Origin of the sequence: Butyrivibrio hungatei (assembly GCF_001858005.1) — a bacterium.
Lineage (GTDB): Bacteria > Bacillota > Clostridia > Lachnospirales > Lachnospiraceae > Butyrivibrio > Butyrivibrio hungatei.
On record NZ_CP017830.1, the window covers coordinates 24,749 to 42,002 of the forward strand.

The following is a 17,254-nucleotide window of genomic DNA, read 5'->3' on the forward strand; positions in this document are numbered from 1 at the left end:
ACACCAAATCAATAGACTTTTCACTACAATGATGGCTCACCAAAATATTTCTTTATAGCATCTTTATTCAATTGCTCGCCTATGATTATCAACACGGTTCTATCTGACTCTACATCTTTAACAGACAGCTCCTGTCTAGTTGCATTTATCTCTACCTTAGTGTCTGCACCAGTCTGTACAAAACCCTTTATTCTGTGCACCTTTCCACACTCTTCATTTTTCAAAGCATTTCTTACATTCTCTATAAGCTTTTCCGCATCGCTACTGTAATCAAAGTAAAAAATAGTTTGAAAACCTTCCTTTTCGCTTATGCCCTCTTTAGGATAACTAGCTTTATTATATCCAGACTTAACAATTTGATTAAACGCGTTGTCATCAAGGCATTCTATCGGCACAGCTATAAAATCCTCTTCTTTAATAACTCTAGAACACTTAAATTCCTCCATCAGAGATTTTATGCGCTGCTCTGTAAACTCTATATCAGGATCACTTATGCTTTCTAATTTACTAAGAATAATCGTTCCCGCACTTGCCGCCTCAGACATCAATAAATATCTAGACTCCCTGGTTATATCCTTTTCTAACTTAGAATCCACAATAGCAATAACATTGTCTATCTCATACCATCTATCTAATGGTTCTTCATATAACACATCAAAAAATTCGTCTAAGTCAAATATACCTGAAGGTTCTATTATTACTCTATCATATCCGTTCATGCCCATTGCAATAAGCTTTGTTTTTAGTCTTCTCTGATGTGCCTCGCGCCCATCTCCTCCAACTATCATCTCTAAATTGCAATTATCACTCGCAATATCCTGAAGAATTACCATGTCTACATTTATGGCACCAAAATCATTTTCAATTATGCATATTCTTTCGCCTTTATCTAATAAATACTTAGCATATTTCTTCAAAAAAGTGGTTTTCCCTGCGCCTAAAAAACCTGTTATAAGATCGATTTTAATCATTTTCATACCTCGTTTGCCAACGTTTAATAACCACCTCATTAAAAAAGGCCGCAATATTCGGCCTTTTTATCATTTAACAATATCTTTTTTTATTTCCAGAAGTGGTTTTCCAGATTTTCTTGCTAGCTCTACTAGATCATCATATTCTGGTTTTACCCTATCTACTCCATAACCGTATGATCTTTTAATCCTTATTTCTCCATACTGTGTGTCATTCTTCTTTATCTCTCTTGCAAGAACATACCTGTTGCAGACATTTTCACGTATACCTATGGTTGTAGTATTTTTAAATAATTCCCTCACCACTTCATCTCTTTCTTCTTTTCTGCACATGCAAGTTAACAAAATTCCGGGCCTGTTTTTTTTCATTCCTATAGCTGTTGTGAATACATCCAACGCTCCTACTTCCAATAGTTTTTCCGTAGCAAAGCCTATTTCTTCAGGAGTCATATCGTCTATATTACATGAAAGCTCAAACACCTGCTCTTTGTCTTCTTCAATCTCTCCTAAAATTACCCTAACACAGTTTACCTGTTCAAAATCTTTTTTGCCCATTCCATAGCCGATTTTGCTAACCCTCATAACAGGCTGTACGCCATCATCCGTTGCAAAATACTTAACTAATGCAGCACCCGTTGGTGTACATAATTCTGATCTTATGGTCTCGCTCTCATAATATGGGATACCTGCTAAAAGAACTGCTGTAGCTGGTGCTGGTACTGGTAAAACTCCATGCGCCGCCTTAACCGTTCCACTTCCAACGTTAATCGGCGAAACAATGATCTTATCAACAGCCAGGCAGTGTAAAAGATAGCATGCAGCAGTAATATCTGCAATCGCATCTAAGTTTCCAACCTCATGAAAATGAATTTCTGACACAGCAATACCATGTACCTTGCTTTCAGCCTCTGCAAGAAGTTTATATACTTCTTTTATATCATTTTTTACATCTTCACCAATGGCTAATCCTTCAATAATCTGTTCAATTTCCGAAAGAAGTCTATGATGATGAGAATGCTCTTCAAAATCATGCGCATGACTATCTAGTGATTCACCTTCTTCATGACCATGAACCATCACTCTCATATGTCTGCCTTTGATCCCAGCTTTATTAGAATCTTCAAGTACATAATCCACATGAGGAATACCCAGCCTATTAAGTTCATTTACTTTTTCGCTAGCGTCATCAAAAAGGTCAATAAGAGCTGCTGTTAGCATATCTCCAGCGATTCCCATTTTGCATTCTATATACAAACTCTTCATAAACACCCCGTTTATATAACATATATTTTTGATATATGTTATATATCTTCTACAACAATATTCTTAAGTGTTACACCCTTGCCCTCAATAATGTGTGCCTTTCTTCCGCCACAGTGTGTGCAAAGATATCTGTTTTCACTAGTTGGATAGTATTCTTTACCACATTCTTCACACAATGCTTTTACTGGAACTTCCTCGCAAACAAGTTCAGCCCCTTCCAAACGAGTTCCCTTAACTACATCTGGATAATACTTATACATATAAAACGGCATTACACCGCTTGTTTTTCCTATTTGTACTTCAATACGCTTTACCTTTACTGTTGTATCCTCTTTGATAACATCCAGCGCCATTTCAACCATTCTGGTAATATAACTCATTTCATGCATATCACTTACCTACATATTTTTATTAAAAATTTTAAAGGATTTTATTGATTATATATTTTTTTCTAGCATAATTAAATATATAGGAGGATATTATGGCTCACAATATCGAAAAAACCTGTGTAGGATGCGGCAGAACCTTTATAGCACGAAATAGTAGCGCCCCTTTTTGCTGTAAAGCATGTAAAAAGAGGTATTCCTATCACTATACTTTTAAATGCAGTGAATGTCGTAATGCTTCTTGTGAAGTACGAAATAATTCTCTTAAAGGATGTGCTCCTAACTGTCCAAATTTAAAATGGGATCCTTAAGAATTTGCGCCAGCAAGATGATTAATATATTGCTGCGCGCATCTTCCCGATATTCCTCCATGATTAAGTTCCCATTTGTCAGCTTCAGCAAGGAGTACTGATTCTTCAAGTTCTATTCCACTCCTTTTTGCTAGCACCTTAATTATGTCATAAAATTCCTGTCTGGATGGTTTGTAATACCCAATCGTCACGCCAAATCTGTTTGCCAGCGACAATTTTTCCTCCATGGTATCAGATCTATGTATATCGCCGTCCTGTTCAACATCTCTTCTATCTTTCCAGGTCTCTTTTATCAGATGTCGTCTGTTTGATGTTGCATAAATCAAGATATTATCAGGTCTCGTTTCAACTCCACCTTCAATAACAGCCTTCAAAAATTTATAATCTGATTCATCTTCTTCAAATGATAGATCATCCATGTAAATTATAAATTTATAATTTCTGTTTTTTATCTGTGAAATTAGCTGCGATAGCAGTTTAAACTGATGCTTATAAATTTCGATCATTCTAAGGCCATCACCATAGTATTCATTTACAATTGCTTTAATACTTGTTGATTTTCCTGTTCCACTATCCCCAAATAAAAGCACATTGTTTGCTTTTTTACCCTCAATGAAAGCCTTTGTGTTTGCTATAAGCTTTTTCTTTTGTATTTCATAACCTACAAGGTCATCTAGGACCACTTTGTCCATATTATTTATTGGAGCAAACGCCACCTTACCGTCTTTTTTTTCTCTGATTCTAAAAGCTTTATTAAGACCAAATTCGCCTACTCCAATATTTTTGTAAAATGAGGTAATCACATTAAAAAACTCTTCATCAGATGAAGCTTTCTCTAATGCTGTACTTAGCGCTCTCACTTTTTCGCTTACGTTGCCATTATACATAAGCTCTGGCTTTTCTATAGCCTTGTAATTTGTCAAGCAGCTAAAGCAATCTATGCCAAGTTTTTCTTCGATTTCTGAAAAGTCGTAATCAAATAAACATCTAAATTCATGAAAATCATTGATTGCAAAATGATTAACACTTCCGTCCTTACTTCCAACCTTCTCACAGCACAAACTAAAAGGATTTTCATCCATGACCAGCAAATATGCTAGGTAGTTATGCCAGAGATTATTATCAAAAGCATTATCTGTTCCAAGCACTAAAAGACGTTTTACCTGTTTGTATGTTCTCGATACAAGGTCTTCTTTGTTGTAATTTCCACTATGCAGGTCTTCAAAAACCGCTGCTAACTGCATTAGAATTGTATCCTTGGGCCGATCACCATAAATTAAGAGCTTTGACACAATCTTTTCCATCATATACCTCGCAATATAATATATATGTTATATAACATATATCAGTTATCTAGTAATTGCCTTTCAAGTTCCTCGAAGTCATAATCTGTCTTCTGTTCAAAATTATTGAATTTATTCTTTGCCTTCAACGGTTTTGATTTACTGTTATAATATTCATTTTTAATGCATTCTTTCATAAATGCGATTGGAACATCAACATCGTTATTATAGTTTTGCATATACTCATATGCTTTTTTTATCTTATCAAAGTCATAAGACGCCGCTTCAGCTATTTCCCTGATCTCTTTTATCTTGAAAGTATCATGCATAAGTTCAATAAGATCATCTAATACTTCATCCTTATTGATCTTTACTTCTTTTTCAACCTCTTTACCATTAACATCCTTTTTATCAACATAAAAACGAATACCTACAGTTTTTCTACCACTCTTTATAGGATCATAGTCGACTATAAGGCTCGTTTTTTTGTTTAGCTCTTCTTTAGCTTTTGCAAGTACATTTCTATTAAAGATTTTGTACTCTTTATATTTTGTTTGTCCCGTTTTTTCAACTAATTCCTCTAGCTTAGCGTAATCTGGATGCTTCTTTTCAAGTTCGTTTTTAATTTTATTATCTCCGCCTGAATTGATAATTCCTAATTCAAATTTAAGATCTATCAGGTTGTAGTCACATACTTGTTCGCCTGACTGTTTTGTAATTGCCTTTCTGTAATCGTATGCTGATTTAAGCATTTCATATAAGCGCAATGAATAGACACTCTTCAAACTAAGCGTGTCAGCTAAACTAAGCACTGTATAATCCTTTTGTAGATTGACGATCTTATCTGTAAGGGAGTTATTGTATCTTAAAGTAAGCGTTCCATTTTTAAATGATGCATCTGTTACCACCTGATGAACTTCGATTTTGCCATTTTCTTTGTCTTTCATCAGAAGATTCCAGTCAAAAATAGTTGCGCCCTTTATCTGCTTGTCACAAAGTGCCTCAATATGCTCGTACAAAGATCCGGAAGATGACTTAAACATCTTTCTTAGTTCAGTACCATAAATAGTAGCTACAACGTTATTAGTATCATCTACTGTAATATTTTGCATCCCTATGGCAAAAAGTTTCTGACTGAGTGCTGTACCCTTGCCCATGGCATTAATCAGTTCATTTGATTTCTTATAGGTATGTCTCACTATAAGCTGCTCACGATTATCTTCTTTCATTGTTCCCCCGTATTATCTTCCACCTGTATGTATTCTTCCTTTTTTGTACACCTTAACAATTATGATATCTTCCCTTTTATTTCACCTTAAAAAATTGTGGTCCAAATATCTATTCCCTTTTTATAAACCTTTTTCTATTATTATATTCCTTTTTTTGTCACCTTCAAGTTAATTTTCGCTAGATTTAGCGGTTTTGTCAACTTTTAACCACAATAATTTGTTGACCTAATTGGTTAATTTTTTCGTTCCCTATTTATGCACCTTAAGAGGCTATCGTTCCCCTTTTATTTACCTTTGACTATTTTGTATTGACTATTCGGGTAAATTCTCTTCCCCTTTTTGTCACTTTTAGCCATAAATTTCTGAGTACAATCTTTAAAGAGTCCTTTTCCTGTTTCATAAGCCTTCTACCTTATGTCCAATACGCTATGATCTTATTTGCTACTTTTTTCCACATTGTATACTTTGCTTATATCCCTATCCTTCCAGCTCTTTTCTGCTTCTTTCATTTTTCTTTCAGATTTATTATTCTGGTAGATACTAATCTTAAAACTTGTATATTCCCTTTTTTGTCACCTATAATTTTTGTTTCTTGAAATATAGGCCCCTGATCATAGAATTTCTAGCTATGACAATCCCCAAAATCGCTCTTCCCTTTTTGTTTACCTTTTCGTTCCCTTTTTAGTCACCTTATTAAAGATGCACAACCAGAAGCCCAGAGTTTACTGGCTTTTCTGTTCTTATTTCTTGTTTCAAGACTGGAATTATCTGATTCCCTTTTTAGTCACTTTTCAACCCTATTTTGATGCTTATGCTTCCCTTTTTATACACTTTTAACTCTTTTTCCTTAATCCCTTTTATGTCACTTTTCATTCCAGAATCATTTACCTCCCAATCCCTTTTAGTTCCCCTTATATTCCCTTTTTAGTCACTTTAACTTTTTTAAAGTCGCATATTCCCTAGTCATATATTGATTATTAATTAATAAACAATTGTTGTTATAAAAAAAACTAATAAAACAACAACATGGTAGTTAAACTGTATTACATTTAATTTTTTTATATTATAATTTTTTTGTTATCTAATATTTCTAACATTATCACTTAATATTTTAAGTTTCCATTTTAAAAAGCTATTTATAAAAACAAAAAACGTATGAATTAGAATATATTAAGCTTACTTTTAATATATCTAAGTTCATACGCTATTTTTGGTTTTTCTTTATTGTACTTTTTATTGAAAATCAACTAAATTTTCTTTTTTAATATTTCTGATATAATCATTTGTTATTTTATTAGTTAACAATTCAACTGACCTTAAAATATATTGTAAAAAACCAATTATTCATTTTGGTCAATTTTTTTGCTTATGCGGTCATTTTTTTGATTAAATTGCACTTGTTGTTATAATTCGAATTAATTATACTTGTTTATCCTTTATTTTTAAGTATTTCTTTATGATTAACAACCTAATATTATCTATTCATTTTTGAAGCATTGCAGGTTCTATTGCATTCTATCTTTATTTTCTTGCATTTTTTTAATTTAGCGCTGTGCTTCGCGGGGTTATGATAATTGGTGCACTTGCATCTTTTTGATTTCTTTTTTTATGTTTTGTTTAGTTTTGGTTTATGCTTTTTTATAGTTTGTTTATAGGTATACACGTGTTTTTAGGATCTAAAACGATAAATGTAGCTATTTTAATTAATCTTTGTACATTTATTGATGAAAATTAATATAATCCTACTTCTGGGGCCAGGGATTTCTTTTTTCTTAGTTTAGTATTTCTGCTCTTTTATTTTGCTATTTTTTTGTTGTATATTTTATGCATCATATTTAAATTACATACTGATTATATCATATCTACTATATATGAATCAACTATATTATATTACCTATATCTCTTATATTTTATATCTCTCATATTTCTTATATATATTATCTATTCCTTATCTAACATATCTAGCATCTTATATATATATACTATCAATTAGATATATTTAATATATATGATATCTATCATATGAAAAATTTCACAATAACTTTAATAATATATATAACATATTGAATATATTAACAGAAGATAACATATATAATTATATTTGCTATCTAAAATATATTTGATATATAACTGCTATATCATATATTACGTGTATAGTATATTTATTTAATTGTGGCATGCTGGTTTGTGCAGAAAGGGCATTATAGAATGTATATATGATATATATCAATTAACAAAAGATAGTGTTGGACAGCGTTTCTTAAAATCGTTTTTTATATTTGAACGAGGTAATAAATATAGAAAAGAACATTAAGTTAATAAAAAGATATATAACATATATAACAAAGCAAAACATAAAAATAAAGTCTTGACTCAAATAATATAACATAGATGATATAAATTACATATATTTTGCATATAAGATATATAACAGAACAGAATACAAAAAAGAAGAGATATATAACATATATATGAGAGATATCTGATATAAAGAATAGAACAAAAATATAAAATATAACATATAAAGCGGATATAAAACATATTATATATTGAAAATGAATATAAATAGAATTATAATATCTAAAGACTAAATATGTTATATAACTGATATATGTTATAGGGAGGAAATATGCGAATAGTAGCATTTAGCAATCAGAAGGGCGGAGTAGCTAAAACTACATCAAGCTATGCAATGGCTGTTGGATTATCCAGAAGAGGATATAAGGTATTGGTAGTAGATGCAGATCCACAGGAAAACTTATCAATGACTGCTGGAATTGATTTAAATGAAATAGATCCTGATCCAGAAGATATTGAACTTCTTACAGAAGAGCAACAGGAATACTTTTATAGAAACGTACCTGCAAAGTTATTTGAAGTAATGGCAGGCCAAAAAGATATAAATAAAGCAATCATACCAATAGCAGAGAATCTAGACCTTATTGTAGGTGGTATTGACCTTGCTTCTGCTGATATGAATTTTGGAATGGTTGGAAGAGAACGTCTAATAAAAGAAGCGTTTACAAAGCTTAAAAAAGAATATGATTATTGCATTTTTGATTGCAGCCCTGCTTTAGGCGTTGTTCTAATGAATATCTTAACTGTAGCTGATGAAGTAATTATTCCGCTCGAACCAGGTGCATATTCTTTGCAGGGACTATCAAGATTGTATAAATTTATTGGCCAGATTCATGATTTTACTAATGACAAAGTAAAGGTTGACGGTATTCTTGTTACAAAAGTAAGAAATACAGCAAACGCAAAGATCTGGATCAATGATATAGAGGAAAAAGCAGCAATTCTTGGAACTAAGGTGTTCAAATCAAAGATCAGACTTAATGTATCTGTTGAAGAGGCACAGACAATGAAGATGGATCTATTTGAATACTCAGGTGGCTCTAGTGCAGCAAGAGACTATGATGACTTTATTGATGAATTCTTAGAGGAGGGTAAATAATGGCTAGTAAAGCAAGCATGTTAAAATCTGGAGTAAAAAAGACTGGAACAGGACTTTTTGCCGGGATGAGCCCAATCAACGAAGATAAGAATAGCGTCAAATCGAATGCTGTAGTCAAAAAAGTAGAAGAAATTGTAGAAGAAACACCAATTCCAGAACCAATAGTAGAGGCGGAGGCAGAACAGGTTAAAGAGATAGTAGAAACAAAACCAGTTCAGCGTCAGAAGATTCAGCAATATGAAGAGCCTGTTCAAAGAGTTACGAACGAGTATGTTGAGAAACAAGTAGAGGAAGCTACACTTCCAGTAGCAAAGAAGACAGAGGCTAAAGCGAAAAATAGTAGATATGAAAAAGAAAAATTCCTTTTGCTTGATATAAGAGGGCTTAGAGATTATGTTGAACATATGGCTAAAGCATCAAATACATCAGCTACTAAGTACATAAGAGAACTGATCGAGAACGATATGAAGCAAAACATGGATATTTACATTGCACATAAGCAATTGGAAGAAAGACTAAAAGAAAGAAAATAAAAGCAATAAAAAACGGTGGTCATAGACCACCGTTTAATATTTCAAAATTATTTCTTCTTGCCGTTAACAGCATCCTTAAGAGCCTTACCAGCTTTGAACTTAGGAACTGTAGCTGCAGGAATCTTGATAGCTGCGCCAGTCTGAGGATTCTTACCTGTTCTAGCTGCTCTCTTAGCAGTCTCGAATGTACCAAATCCAACAAGCTGAACCTTACCCTTTTTCTTGAGCTCCTTAGAAACAGCTTCTGTGAAAGCCTTTACAGCCTTCTCTGAATCCTTCTTTGAAAGACCAGTTTCCTTTGCAATAGCATCAACAAGTTCTGTCTTATTCATGGTATAATACCTCCCTCAAATTGAGTATTTTCACTACTAAAATAAATTCTAAACCCATTTTATGCACATTACAAGTATATAATAGCGAAAAAGTGCCAAAATTTATGATGTTTTTTAGTGCACTATTATGAAAAAGCGAGTATATTACAGCGTTGAAACAGTTTGCTTGTATAGTTTCCTGAAAAATATGGTAGATAACGCAAGTGATGCAAGCTCAGCAATAGGAAATGCAAGCCAAACAAGATCAAGGATGCCAGTTTGTGAGAGCAACCATGCAACTGGGATCAGTACAACGAGCTGACGACCTACAGATACAATAAGAGAATAGAAACTACGAGCGAAAGCTTGGAATATCGAACCCATAGCAATACAAATACCTGCAAGTGGGAAAGATAAGCAGATTATTCTAAGTGCAGGCGTGCCAATTTTTATCATATCTTCAGAAGCATTAAATAATTCAAGTAAAAGCTCAGGAACACTAAGGAAGACGATTGTGCCTACAACCATAATAGAAACAGCAAGAGTAAGAGCAAACCTTAAAGCTTCAGAAATACGCTGTTTATTACGTGCTCCATAGTTGTATGCAAGGACTGGAATAAGTCCATTATTCAAACCAAATACAGGCATAAAGAAGAAGCTTTGTAACTTAAAGTAAACTCCAAATACAGCAGTTGCAGTTGATGAGAAGGCACCGAGAATGCGATTCATCAGGTAAGTCATGACTGAACCAATAGACATCATAAGTATAGAAGGAACGCCAACAAAGTAGATGTCTTTTACTGTATTGAGATCAAGATGGAGAATCTTTTTAATAGAAAAGCTGATCTCTTTGTTAAATTTAAGGTTACAGAACAAACCGATACAAGAACCGATCATCTGGCCAAGAATTGTAGCATAAGCAGCTCCTGCAATGCCAAGAGCAGGGAATGGACCTATTCCGAAAATGAGGAGCGGATCAAAAATGATATTGATGATTGCTCCCGTACCTTGTGAGATCATGCTGTATATAGTCTTTCCAGTTGATTGAAGTAATCTTTCAAAAGTCAGCTGGAAGAATAACGCAATTGAGCAACAGTTGATAATTCTAAGATATGTTACGCCATAAGAGGCGATAACATATGAGTTTGTCTGGGAATGAATAAATCCCTCTACAAAAAATATTCCAATTAAAAGAAACAGCAGATAATTAAAAAATGTAAGTAGAATACCGTTGTTTGCTGCTAGGTCGGATTTTTCATAGTTCTTTTCGCCAAGAGATCTAGAAAGAAGAGCATTGATACCAACGCCAGTACCGGATCCAAGAGCAATCATGAGATTCTGCATTGGGAAAGCAAGTGTAACAGCAGTAAGAGCATCTTGACCAGCGTTAGCGGTTTCTCCGACAATCTGAGAAACGAAGATACTATCTACCACGTTATATAAAGCCTGTACAAGCATAGAGATCATCATAGGCAAAGACATAGAGATGATCAGTTGTTTTACGGGCATAACACCCATTTTATTTTCTTTATTCATAAGTTAATCCTCTTAAAAATTAAATTGCATACGGCATATGAGTATAACATTACTTTACGCATATGAAAAGGTACTTGTAATATGTATGATTTTTCTCTTGATCGTAAAGGTTAATGAGGCTGATAGAGAAAAGATCAGAACATGCGGTTAGTTTGTACCTTTTTATATAGGAAACAATTTTCCTATAGGTCTTTTCAATATCCGGGGCATTATGGTCATGGTAACATAAAACCGCTTTGGTACCAGGAAGCGGGAAAGTACCTACATTATCAGCAGGTAAGAAAGATAAACTTATAATTTTGTCGTAAACGTATTTTTTATTGATCAGGTCCTCGTAAGTAATGGTGACACCTGAAGGAAAAGCAGATAATGTATCGCTTTCGGCTGCTTTGGCAAGATGAACGGAAATGTCTGAGGCTATATCAGCGGTATGAAAAGAACTATTCTTGTCAGCAATCTTTGTTTCTGCAACGCTCATGGCAGGAAGAGAGTCCATAAAAGGAACTCCAGGCTTGTGAGCTTCAAATTTCCCAAGGACCCACATCCCTAGATGAAGAGCACTTATCTTTTTATTTATAAGATAGAGTTCCTGTTGCATGGAAAGAATCTTGGAATTCACTAATTTAACGATGCCATCTTTAGTTGAATTATGAATGATATCACTTATTTCTTTAATTGAGCACCCTGCTTGTCGCATGGTGCTAATAAAGTAAAAAGAACTGATCTGAGATGCGGAATAGTAGTGATATCCATTATCTGGGTCTACCCATGGAACAATAATGTTCTGTTCATAATAATATCTCAAAGTATCTCTTGTGGTGCCACATAGTTTTGCGAACTGGCTCACGGTAAGTGAATATTCCATTTCTTTGTTTTCAAAATTATTAAATGTAGACATATATTTCCTCAAAAAATCGACAAAAAAAGTATTGACCTGGGGGTAAGCCCCAAGATTATTGTATCAGAGAATTCAAATTGTACAACCCGGTAGAACGGGAGAAGGAGAACGAAAATGAAAGACGTAAAGGGAACAATTATCAAAATAATCGCAGAATATCTCGACAAAGAAGAAGCAGAGATTTCTCCAACAGCAACATTTTCAGAAATCGGACTTGACTCATTGGACATTATGGAGCTTGTTATGCAGATGCAGGAAGAACTTGACTGTAAGATCGAACTTTCACAGGAAATTACGACAATTGATAAATTAGTAGAACTTATTGAAAAGCAGTAACTTTGGAGGAAGTTTGATGAGTAAAAATCCAATATGCGAAATGCTTGGAATCAAATATCCGGTATTTCAAGGAGGAATGGCATGGATTGCAGACGCTGAGCTTGCTTCAGCAGTATCGAATGCTGGTGGATTGGGAATAATAGCAGCTATGAACTCTAACGGAGAACAACTTAGGGAGCAGATCAGAAAGGCAAAAAAGCTTACCGACAAACCTTTTGGAGTAAATCTTATGCTCATGAGCCCTTATATAGAAGAAGCTGTTGACGTAGTTTGCGAAGAAGGTGTCCATATTGTTACAACTGGAGCCGGAAATCCTGCGAGATTCATGCAAAAACTTATAAATTCAAACGTAAAAGTTGTCTGCGTTGTGGCAAGTGTTGCACTAGCGGTAATGGTTGAAAGAATGGGTGCATCTGCGGTAATAGCAGAAGGATGTGAATCAGGCGGACATGTAGGAGATACAACAACGATGGCATTAGTGCCACAGGTTGTTGATGCAGTAAACATACCCGTTATAGCAGCTGGAGGAATAGCTGATGGTAGAGGAATGGCGGCATCTTTTATGCTGGGAGCTAAGGCTATTCAGATGGGAACTAGATTTCTTACAGCAAAAGAGTGCAATGTTCATAAGAACTACAAAGAGAAAGTTTTAGGTGCAAAAGATAGAGACACTATCGTGACGGGTAAGTCGTTAGGACATCCAGTACGAGCTTTAAAAAACAGGATGACTAGAGAGTTTATACAAAAGGAACAAGATCCAAGTACTACGCCAGAAGAACTTGAGGCAATGGGAGCCGGAGCGCTTCGAAAGGCGGCTATTGATGGAGACGTTAAGTATGGATCATGCATGTGTGGACAGATAGCAGGATTAGTAAACAGCGAAGGCACATGTGAAGAGATAATAACGGGAATATGTCAAGAAGCATACTCTTTGCTAGGAAGTTTATAAAGGAGCACTGATGGGGAAGATCGCATTTTTATTTGCTGGTCAAGGAAGCCAGTACCCAGGAATGGGAAAAGATTTATTTGAAAAAATAAATGAAGTTCATGACTTTTTTGGAGTTGCTGAAGCTATAAGACCGGGAACATTAAGCCAAATGCTGGCAGGAACAGAGGCGGAATTAAAAAGAACTGAAAATACGCAGCCATGTCTTTTCCTAGCTGATATAGCCAGTGCTTTGGCACTTGCTTCCAATGGGATTACGCCAGATGCTGTAGCAGGATTTTCTCTAGGGGAGGTTGTCGCTTTGGCAGTTTCAGGAGTTCTGTCTAAGGAAAATGCCTTCAAGCTTGTATGTAAGCGAGGTGCTTTAATGCAAGATGCTGCTGAGAAAGAAAAGGGAAGTATGGTAGCAGTGTTAAAAATGGACAAGAGTGAACTAGAAGAAATGTGCTCTGAAGTAGGTGTTTTTCCGGTTAATTACAATTGTCCTGGACAGATAGTCGTTTCTGGAAAGGATGAAAGGATTGAAAAACTAAAAGAAAAGTTAAGCAACAAGAAAGTAAGATTCATACAGCTTTCAGTTGGAGGGCCTTTTCATACGCCTTATATGAAGGAAGCTTCGGAGGAACTGAAAAAAGAAGCAGAAATAAATATGTTATATAACATAAATAAATCATATATTCCACTCTACTCAAATATGACAGCAAAGCCATATCCAACTGATGCAGAGGGAATCATACAATCTTTTTCTGAACAAATTTCGAGTAGTGTAAATTGGGAAGACACTATAAAGAATATGACAAAAGAAGGAATAGATACATTCATTGAATGTGGCCCTGGTAAGACTCTTACTGGATTCGTTAAGAGGATTGTTCCACAGGCACGAATATACAATGTATGTGATATAGAGTCATTAAAGGCTGTTGTAGAGGAGTTAAAAAATGATGCTTGAAGGAAAAGTTGCAGTGATTTCAGGTGGCACAAGAGGAATTGGTAATGCAATCGCTTGGAAATTTGCTGAGCAGGGTGCAAACCTTGCACTAATAGCTACCAGAGATAGCGAACGTAACAAGAAGGCGGTAAAAGAGCTTTCTGAAACAGGAAGAGATGTAAGGCTCTATATATGCGATGTAAAAGATCCTGAGCAAGTAGTATCAGTTGCAGAAGAAATTCTAGCTGATTTTGGCACAGTAGACGTGTTAGTAAATAACGCAGGTATAACCAGAGACAATCTTTTGCCAAGTCTAAGCGTAATGGACATTGATGATGTAATAGATGTGAATCTTAAGGGGACCATCTATTTAACAAGGGCTTTTGTTAGAAGTTTTGTGAAACAAAGGCATGGAAATATTGTGAACATCAGCTCAGTTGTGGGACTTATGGGCAACAAGGGACAAGCTAATTATGCCGCTTCTAAGGCGGGAATAATAGGCTTTACAAAGACTGTTGCCAAGGAATATGGACGTAGAAATATACGGTGCAATGCAATAGCTCCTGGTTATATACAGACGGAAATGACAGCAGCATTAAAAGAAGATCAGACTAATGAAATTGCAAAACAATTACCTCTAGGAAGACTTGGGCAACCAGAAGATGTGGCGGATCTTGCACTGTTTTTAGCTGGAGATAGCTCTCGATATATCACAGGTGAGGTAATAAAGGTTGATGGAGGTATGTATGTGTAGAGTAGTTGTCACTGGAATGGGGGTAATAAGTCCAGTCGGTAATTCAGTAGATGTCTTTTGGAAGAATCTTACTGATGGTGTGTGCGGAGTTGATAAGATAAACAGATTCGATGCTTCTAACCTTAAAGTAAGCCTGGATGCAGAAGTAAAAGATTTTGAACCAAAAGCATATTATGACACCATGCAGGAAATAAGAAAATCAGATCTTTTTATGCAGTATGCCATGGGTGCAGCAAGGCAGGCTGTAGACCAGAGTAAGATTCTTGAAAGTGATATAGATAAAGAAAGGCTTGGAGTATATGTGGGATCCGGCATTGGCGGAATCAATACAACTTTACGAGAAGCCAAGAAGCTAAGTGAAAAAGGTCCTGATATGATCTCACCTTTCTTTGTGCCAATGATGATAAGTAATATGGCTGCAGGTGCAATTTCTATAAAGTTTGGAGCAAAGGGGCCAACACTTCCAGTGGTAACAGCCTGTGCAACGTCAACACATACTATCGGCGAAGCCTACAGGACAATAAAGCACGGATATGCAGACGCAATCATTGCAGGAGGAAGTGAAGCCTCTATCAACGAGCTTGCGATGGCAGGATTTATAAATTGCCAGGCGCTCAATTTAGCAAAAGACCCATCACAGGGAAGTCTTCCTTTTGACAAGAGAAGAGGTGGATTTGTCATGGGTGAAGGAGCTGGAATTCTGGTGCTTGAGGAATATGAGCACGCAAGGAAAAGAGGGGCCAAGATCCTGGCAGAAGTGGTTGGTTATGGAAATACTTCTGATGCATATCACATAACAGCACCAGATCCGGAGGGAGATGGAGCAGTCAGAGCTATAAAGGCAGCTGTAAATGAGGCGCATATTCAGGATAGGGATGAGATTTATGTTAATGCCCACGGAACAGGAACTCATTTAAATGATGCTATGGAGACAAAAGCTCTTAAAGAAGTATTTGGTAAAAGAGCTTACGACCTTCACATAAGTTCAACAAAATCCATGACTGGCCACATGATGGGAGCCACAGGTGCAGTAGAAGCTATTGCCTCTGTACTTGCGCTTTATAACGGAATAATTCCGCCAACGATAAACTATAAAGAAAAGGATGAAGAATGCGATCTTGATTATACGCCAAATAAAGCATTAGAGGCTGATATTAACTTTGCCATCAGCACCTCTTTAGGGTTTGGCGGACACAATGCGTGTATAGCCTTTAAAAAGGCATAAGTGGAGAAAAATATGAGTAATTCTTTATTAGAATACGGTGAGTTATTTAAAGATCTTGGATTAACGGAACTTTCTGTAGAAGATGGGGATTTTAAGTTATGCCTTAAAAGAAAAGTACAAGTTGATCCATGCGAAAGACAAATGAACTTGAAAGTTGTTGATTCTGTTGAAAAGACAGCTGACTTAATGAAACCTGAAAAAAAGAGTGGGGATAAGGTTAAAGCACCGCTTTTAGGCATATTTTATGGGAAAGTCGGAGAAAAAGAAGCATTAAAGGTTGGAGACAAGATAAAGAAGGGTGATGTTTTGTGCACCATTGAAGCTATGAAGATGATGAATGAGGTAAAAGCCTCAAAAGATGGCACTATTATCGAAGTTCTTGCAAAAGAAGGAGATCTTGTGGAGTACAATCAGGATCTTTTCATTATTGAATAAAAGGGGGGCTTATGAATAGAGAGGAAATTAAAAAGATCTTACCTCATAGAGAGCCTATGCTTTTAGTCGATGAGGTGATGTTAAATGAGGATGGAACCGCAACTGGTTATTATACAGTTCGAGGAGATGAATTCTTTTTACAGGGTCATTTTCCAGGCAACCCAATAGTACCAGGTGTTATTCAATGCGAAATGATGGCACAGTCTGCATGCATTATGTTTGCAGATAACATGCGAGAGAAAGGCGCGATACCAGTATATACAGGGCTCGATAAAGTGCGCTTTAGAAATATGATAAAGCCGGGAGATACGATAAAAATAGATACAAAGTTGGTACGTGAATATCATCCAATGTACGTGCTTCACGGAGAACTAAGCGTTGATGGCAAGAAATGTATGAGCGGAGATTTTTCTTTTGCTATTGTTTCTGATGAGGAGAAAGCTAGTGGCTGA

Annotated in this window: 17 protein-coding genes; 9 read left to right on the forward strand and 8 right to left on the reverse strand. The window is 35.4% G+C overall.

Annotated elements, in window-relative coordinates:
* Window positions 1-23: 23 nt before the first annotated feature.
* From bhn_RS00135 to bhn_RS00155, 5 genes are all read right to left on the reverse strand, one after another.
* On the reverse strand, window positions 24-971 hold the full coding sequence (locus bhn_RS00135) for a GTP-binding protein (RefSeq protein ID WP_071174805.1): 948 nt from the start codon (window positions 969-971) through the stop codon (window positions 24-26).
* A gap of 69 nt (window positions 972-1,040) precedes the next feature.
* A complete protein-coding gene (gene larC / locus bhn_RS00140; RefSeq protein WP_071174806.1) occupies window positions 1,041-2,234 on the reverse strand; it encodes a nickel pincer cofactor biosynthesis protein LarC in 1,194 nt (397 codons plus the stop codon).
* A 38-nt stretch (window positions 2,235-2,272) separates the two neighbouring features.
* Complete coding sequence (locus bhn_RS00145; protein WP_071174857.1) at window positions 2,273-2,614, reverse strand: hydrogenase maturation nickel metallochaperone HypA/HybF; 342 nt, start codon at window positions 2,612-2,614, stop codon at window positions 2,273-2,275.
* Between the two features lie 313 nt (window positions 2,615-2,927).
* Entirely contained in the window at window positions 2,928-4,235 is a 1,308-nt protein-coding gene (locus bhn_RS00150) for an ATP-binding protein (protein ID WP_071174807.1), read from the reverse strand.
* 41 nt (window positions 4,236-4,276) lie between these two features.
* Window positions 4,277-5,443, reverse strand: a complete 1,167-nt coding sequence (locus bhn_RS00155) for a replication initiation protein (protein ID WP_071174808.1) — start codon at window positions 5,441-5,443, stop codon at window positions 4,277-4,279.
* 2,629 nt (window positions 5,444-8,072) lie between these two features.
* Here bhn_RS00155 and bhn_RS00160 point away from each other — a divergent pair.
* Window positions 8,073-8,900 carry a ParA family protein gene (locus tag bhn_RS00160; RefSeq protein ID WP_071174809.1) on the forward strand — a complete coding sequence of 276 codons (828 nt, stop codon included), beginning with the start codon at window positions 8,073-8,075 and terminating at the stop codon, window positions 8,898-8,900.
* Window positions 8,900-9,433 carry a hypothetical protein gene (locus bhn_RS00165; RefSeq protein ID WP_071174810.1) on the forward strand — a complete coding sequence of 178 codons (534 nt, stop codon included), beginning with the start codon at window positions 8,900-8,902 and terminating at the stop codon, window positions 9,431-9,433. The genes bhn_RS00160 and bhn_RS00165 overlap by 1 nt, the downstream gene beginning before the upstream one ends.
* 47 nt (window positions 9,434-9,480) lie before the next feature.
* Here the strand turns inward: bhn_RS00165 and bhn_RS00170 are convergent, their stop codons facing one another.
* The 3 genes from bhn_RS00170 to bhn_RS00180 form a co-directional block, all read right to left on the reverse strand.
* Complete coding sequence (locus tag bhn_RS00170) at window positions 9,481-9,765, reverse strand: HU family DNA-binding protein (protein WP_013282588.1); 285 nt, start codon at window positions 9,763-9,765, stop codon at window positions 9,481-9,483.
* A gap of 144 nt (window positions 9,766-9,909) precedes the next feature.
* Window positions 9,910-11,280: an MATE family efflux transporter gene (locus bhn_RS00175; RefSeq protein WP_071174811.1), complete on the reverse strand. Its 1,371-nt coding sequence runs from the start codon at window positions 11,278-11,280 to the stop codon at window positions 9,910-9,912.
* 49 nt (window positions 11,281-11,329) lie between these two features.
* Window positions 11,330-12,178, reverse strand: a complete 849-nt coding sequence (locus bhn_RS00180; RefSeq protein ID WP_071174812.1) for a MerR family transcriptional regulator — start codon at window positions 12,176-12,178, stop codon at window positions 11,330-11,332.
* A 114-nt stretch (window positions 12,179-12,292) separates the two neighbouring features.
* On the opposite strand from bhn_RS00180, the gene bhn_RS00185 reads away from it, so the two are divergent.
* Genes bhn_RS00185 through fabZ form a run of 7 tightly spaced genes read left to right on the forward strand, consistent with a single transcriptional unit; the run spans window position 12,293 to window position 17,254 of the window.
* On the forward strand, window positions 12,293-12,514 hold the full coding sequence (locus bhn_RS00185) for an acyl carrier protein (protein ID WP_071174813.1): 222 nt from the start codon (window positions 12,293-12,295) through the stop codon (window positions 12,512-12,514).
* A gap of 16 nt (window positions 12,515-12,530) precedes the next feature.
* A complete protein-coding gene (gene fabK, locus bhn_RS00190) occupies window positions 12,531-13,463 on the forward strand; it encodes an enoyl-[acyl-carrier-protein] reductase FabK (RefSeq protein WP_071174814.1) in 933 nt (310 codons plus the stop codon).
* Window positions 13,464-13,473: 10 nt separating this feature from the next.
* On the forward strand, window positions 13,474-14,409 hold the full coding sequence (gene fabD, locus bhn_RS00195) for an ACP S-malonyltransferase (protein WP_071174815.1): 936 nt from the start codon (window positions 13,474-13,476) through the stop codon (window positions 14,407-14,409).
* Complete coding sequence (gene fabG, locus bhn_RS00200) at window positions 14,399-15,142, forward strand: 3-oxoacyl-[acyl-carrier-protein] reductase (protein WP_071174816.1); 744 nt, start codon at window positions 14,399-14,401, stop codon at window positions 15,140-15,142. The genes fabD and fabG overlap by 11 nt, the downstream gene beginning before the upstream one ends.
* Window positions 15,135-16,367 (forward strand): beta-ketoacyl-ACP synthase II, encoded by a 1,233-nt coding sequence (gene fabF, locus bhn_RS00205; protein WP_071174817.1) that lies wholly within the window; start codon window positions 15,135-15,137, stop codon window positions 16,365-16,367. The genes fabG and fabF overlap by 8 nt, the downstream gene beginning before the upstream one ends.
* A 12-nt stretch (window positions 16,368-16,379) precedes the next feature.
* Entirely contained in the window at window positions 16,380-16,802 is a 423-nt protein-coding gene (locus bhn_RS00210) for an acetyl-CoA carboxylase biotin carboxyl carrier protein (RefSeq protein WP_083385575.1), read from the forward strand.
* 11 nt (window positions 16,803-16,813) lie between these two features.
* Window positions 16,814-17,254, forward strand: coding sequence for a 3-hydroxyacyl-ACP dehydratase FabZ (fabZ, locus tag bhn_RS00215; protein WP_071174819.1), 441 nt, complete (start codon window positions 16,814-16,816; stop codon window positions 17,252-17,254).

Coding starts and splice junctions, on each gene's coding strand:
- fabG (WP_071174816.1), top strand. CDS start 14,399: ATGATGCTTGAAGGAAAAGTTGCAGTGATTTCAGGTGGCACAAGAGGA.
- bhn_RS00155 (WP_071174808.1), bottom strand. CDS start 5,443: ATGAAAGAAGATAATCGTGAGCAGCTTATAGTGAGACATACCTATAAG.
- bhn_RS00150 (WP_071174807.1), bottom strand. CDS start 4,235: ATGGAAAAGATTGTGTCAAAGCTCTTAATTTATGGTGATCGGCCCAAG.
- bhn_RS00175 (WP_071174811.1), bottom strand. CDS start 11,280: ATGAATAAAGAAAATAAAATGGGTGTTATGCCCGTAAAACAACTGATC.
- bhn_RS00210 (WP_083385575.1), top strand. CDS start 16,380: ATGAGTAATTCTTTATTAGAATACGGTGAGTTATTTAAAGATCTTGGA.
- bhn_RS00170 (WP_013282588.1), bottom strand. CDS start 9,765: ATGAATAAGACAGAACTTGTTGATGCTATTGCAAAGGAAACTGGTCTT.
- fabD (WP_071174815.1), top strand. CDS start 13,474: ATGGGGAAGATCGCATTTTTATTTGCTGGTCAAGGAAGCCAGTACCCA.
- fabK (WP_071174814.1), top strand. CDS start 12,531: ATGAGTAAAAATCCAATATGCGAAATGCTTGGAATCAAATATCCGGTA.
- larC (WP_071174806.1), bottom strand. CDS start 2,234: ATGAAGAGTTTGTATATAGAATGCAAAATGGGAATCGCTGGAGATATG.
- bhn_RS00160 (WP_071174809.1), top strand. CDS start 8,073: ATGCGAATAGTAGCATTTAGCAATCAGAAGGGCGGAGTAGCTAAAACT.
- fabF (WP_071174817.1), top strand. CDS start 15,135: ATGTGTAGAGTAGTTGTCACTGGAATGGGGGTAATAAGTCCAGTCGGT.
- bhn_RS00185 (WP_071174813.1), top strand. CDS start 12,293: ATGAAAGACGTAAAGGGAACAATTATCAAAATAATCGCAGAATATCTC.
- bhn_RS00135 (WP_071174805.1), bottom strand. CDS start 971: ATGATTAAAATCGATCTTATAACAGGTTTTTTAGGCGCAGGGAAAACC.
- bhn_RS00180 (WP_071174812.1), bottom strand. CDS start 12,178: ATGTCTACATTTAATAATTTTGAAAACAAAGAAATGGAATATTCACTT.
- fabZ (WP_071174819.1), top strand. CDS start 16,814: ATGAATAGAGAGGAAATTAAAAAGATCTTACCTCATAGAGAGCCTATG.
- bhn_RS00165 (WP_071174810.1), top strand. CDS start 8,900: ATGGCTAGTAAAGCAAGCATGTTAAAATCTGGAGTAAAAAAGACTGGA.
- bhn_RS00145 (WP_071174857.1), bottom strand. CDS start 2,614: ATGAGTTATATTACCAGAATGGTTGAAATGGCGCTGGATGTTATCAAA.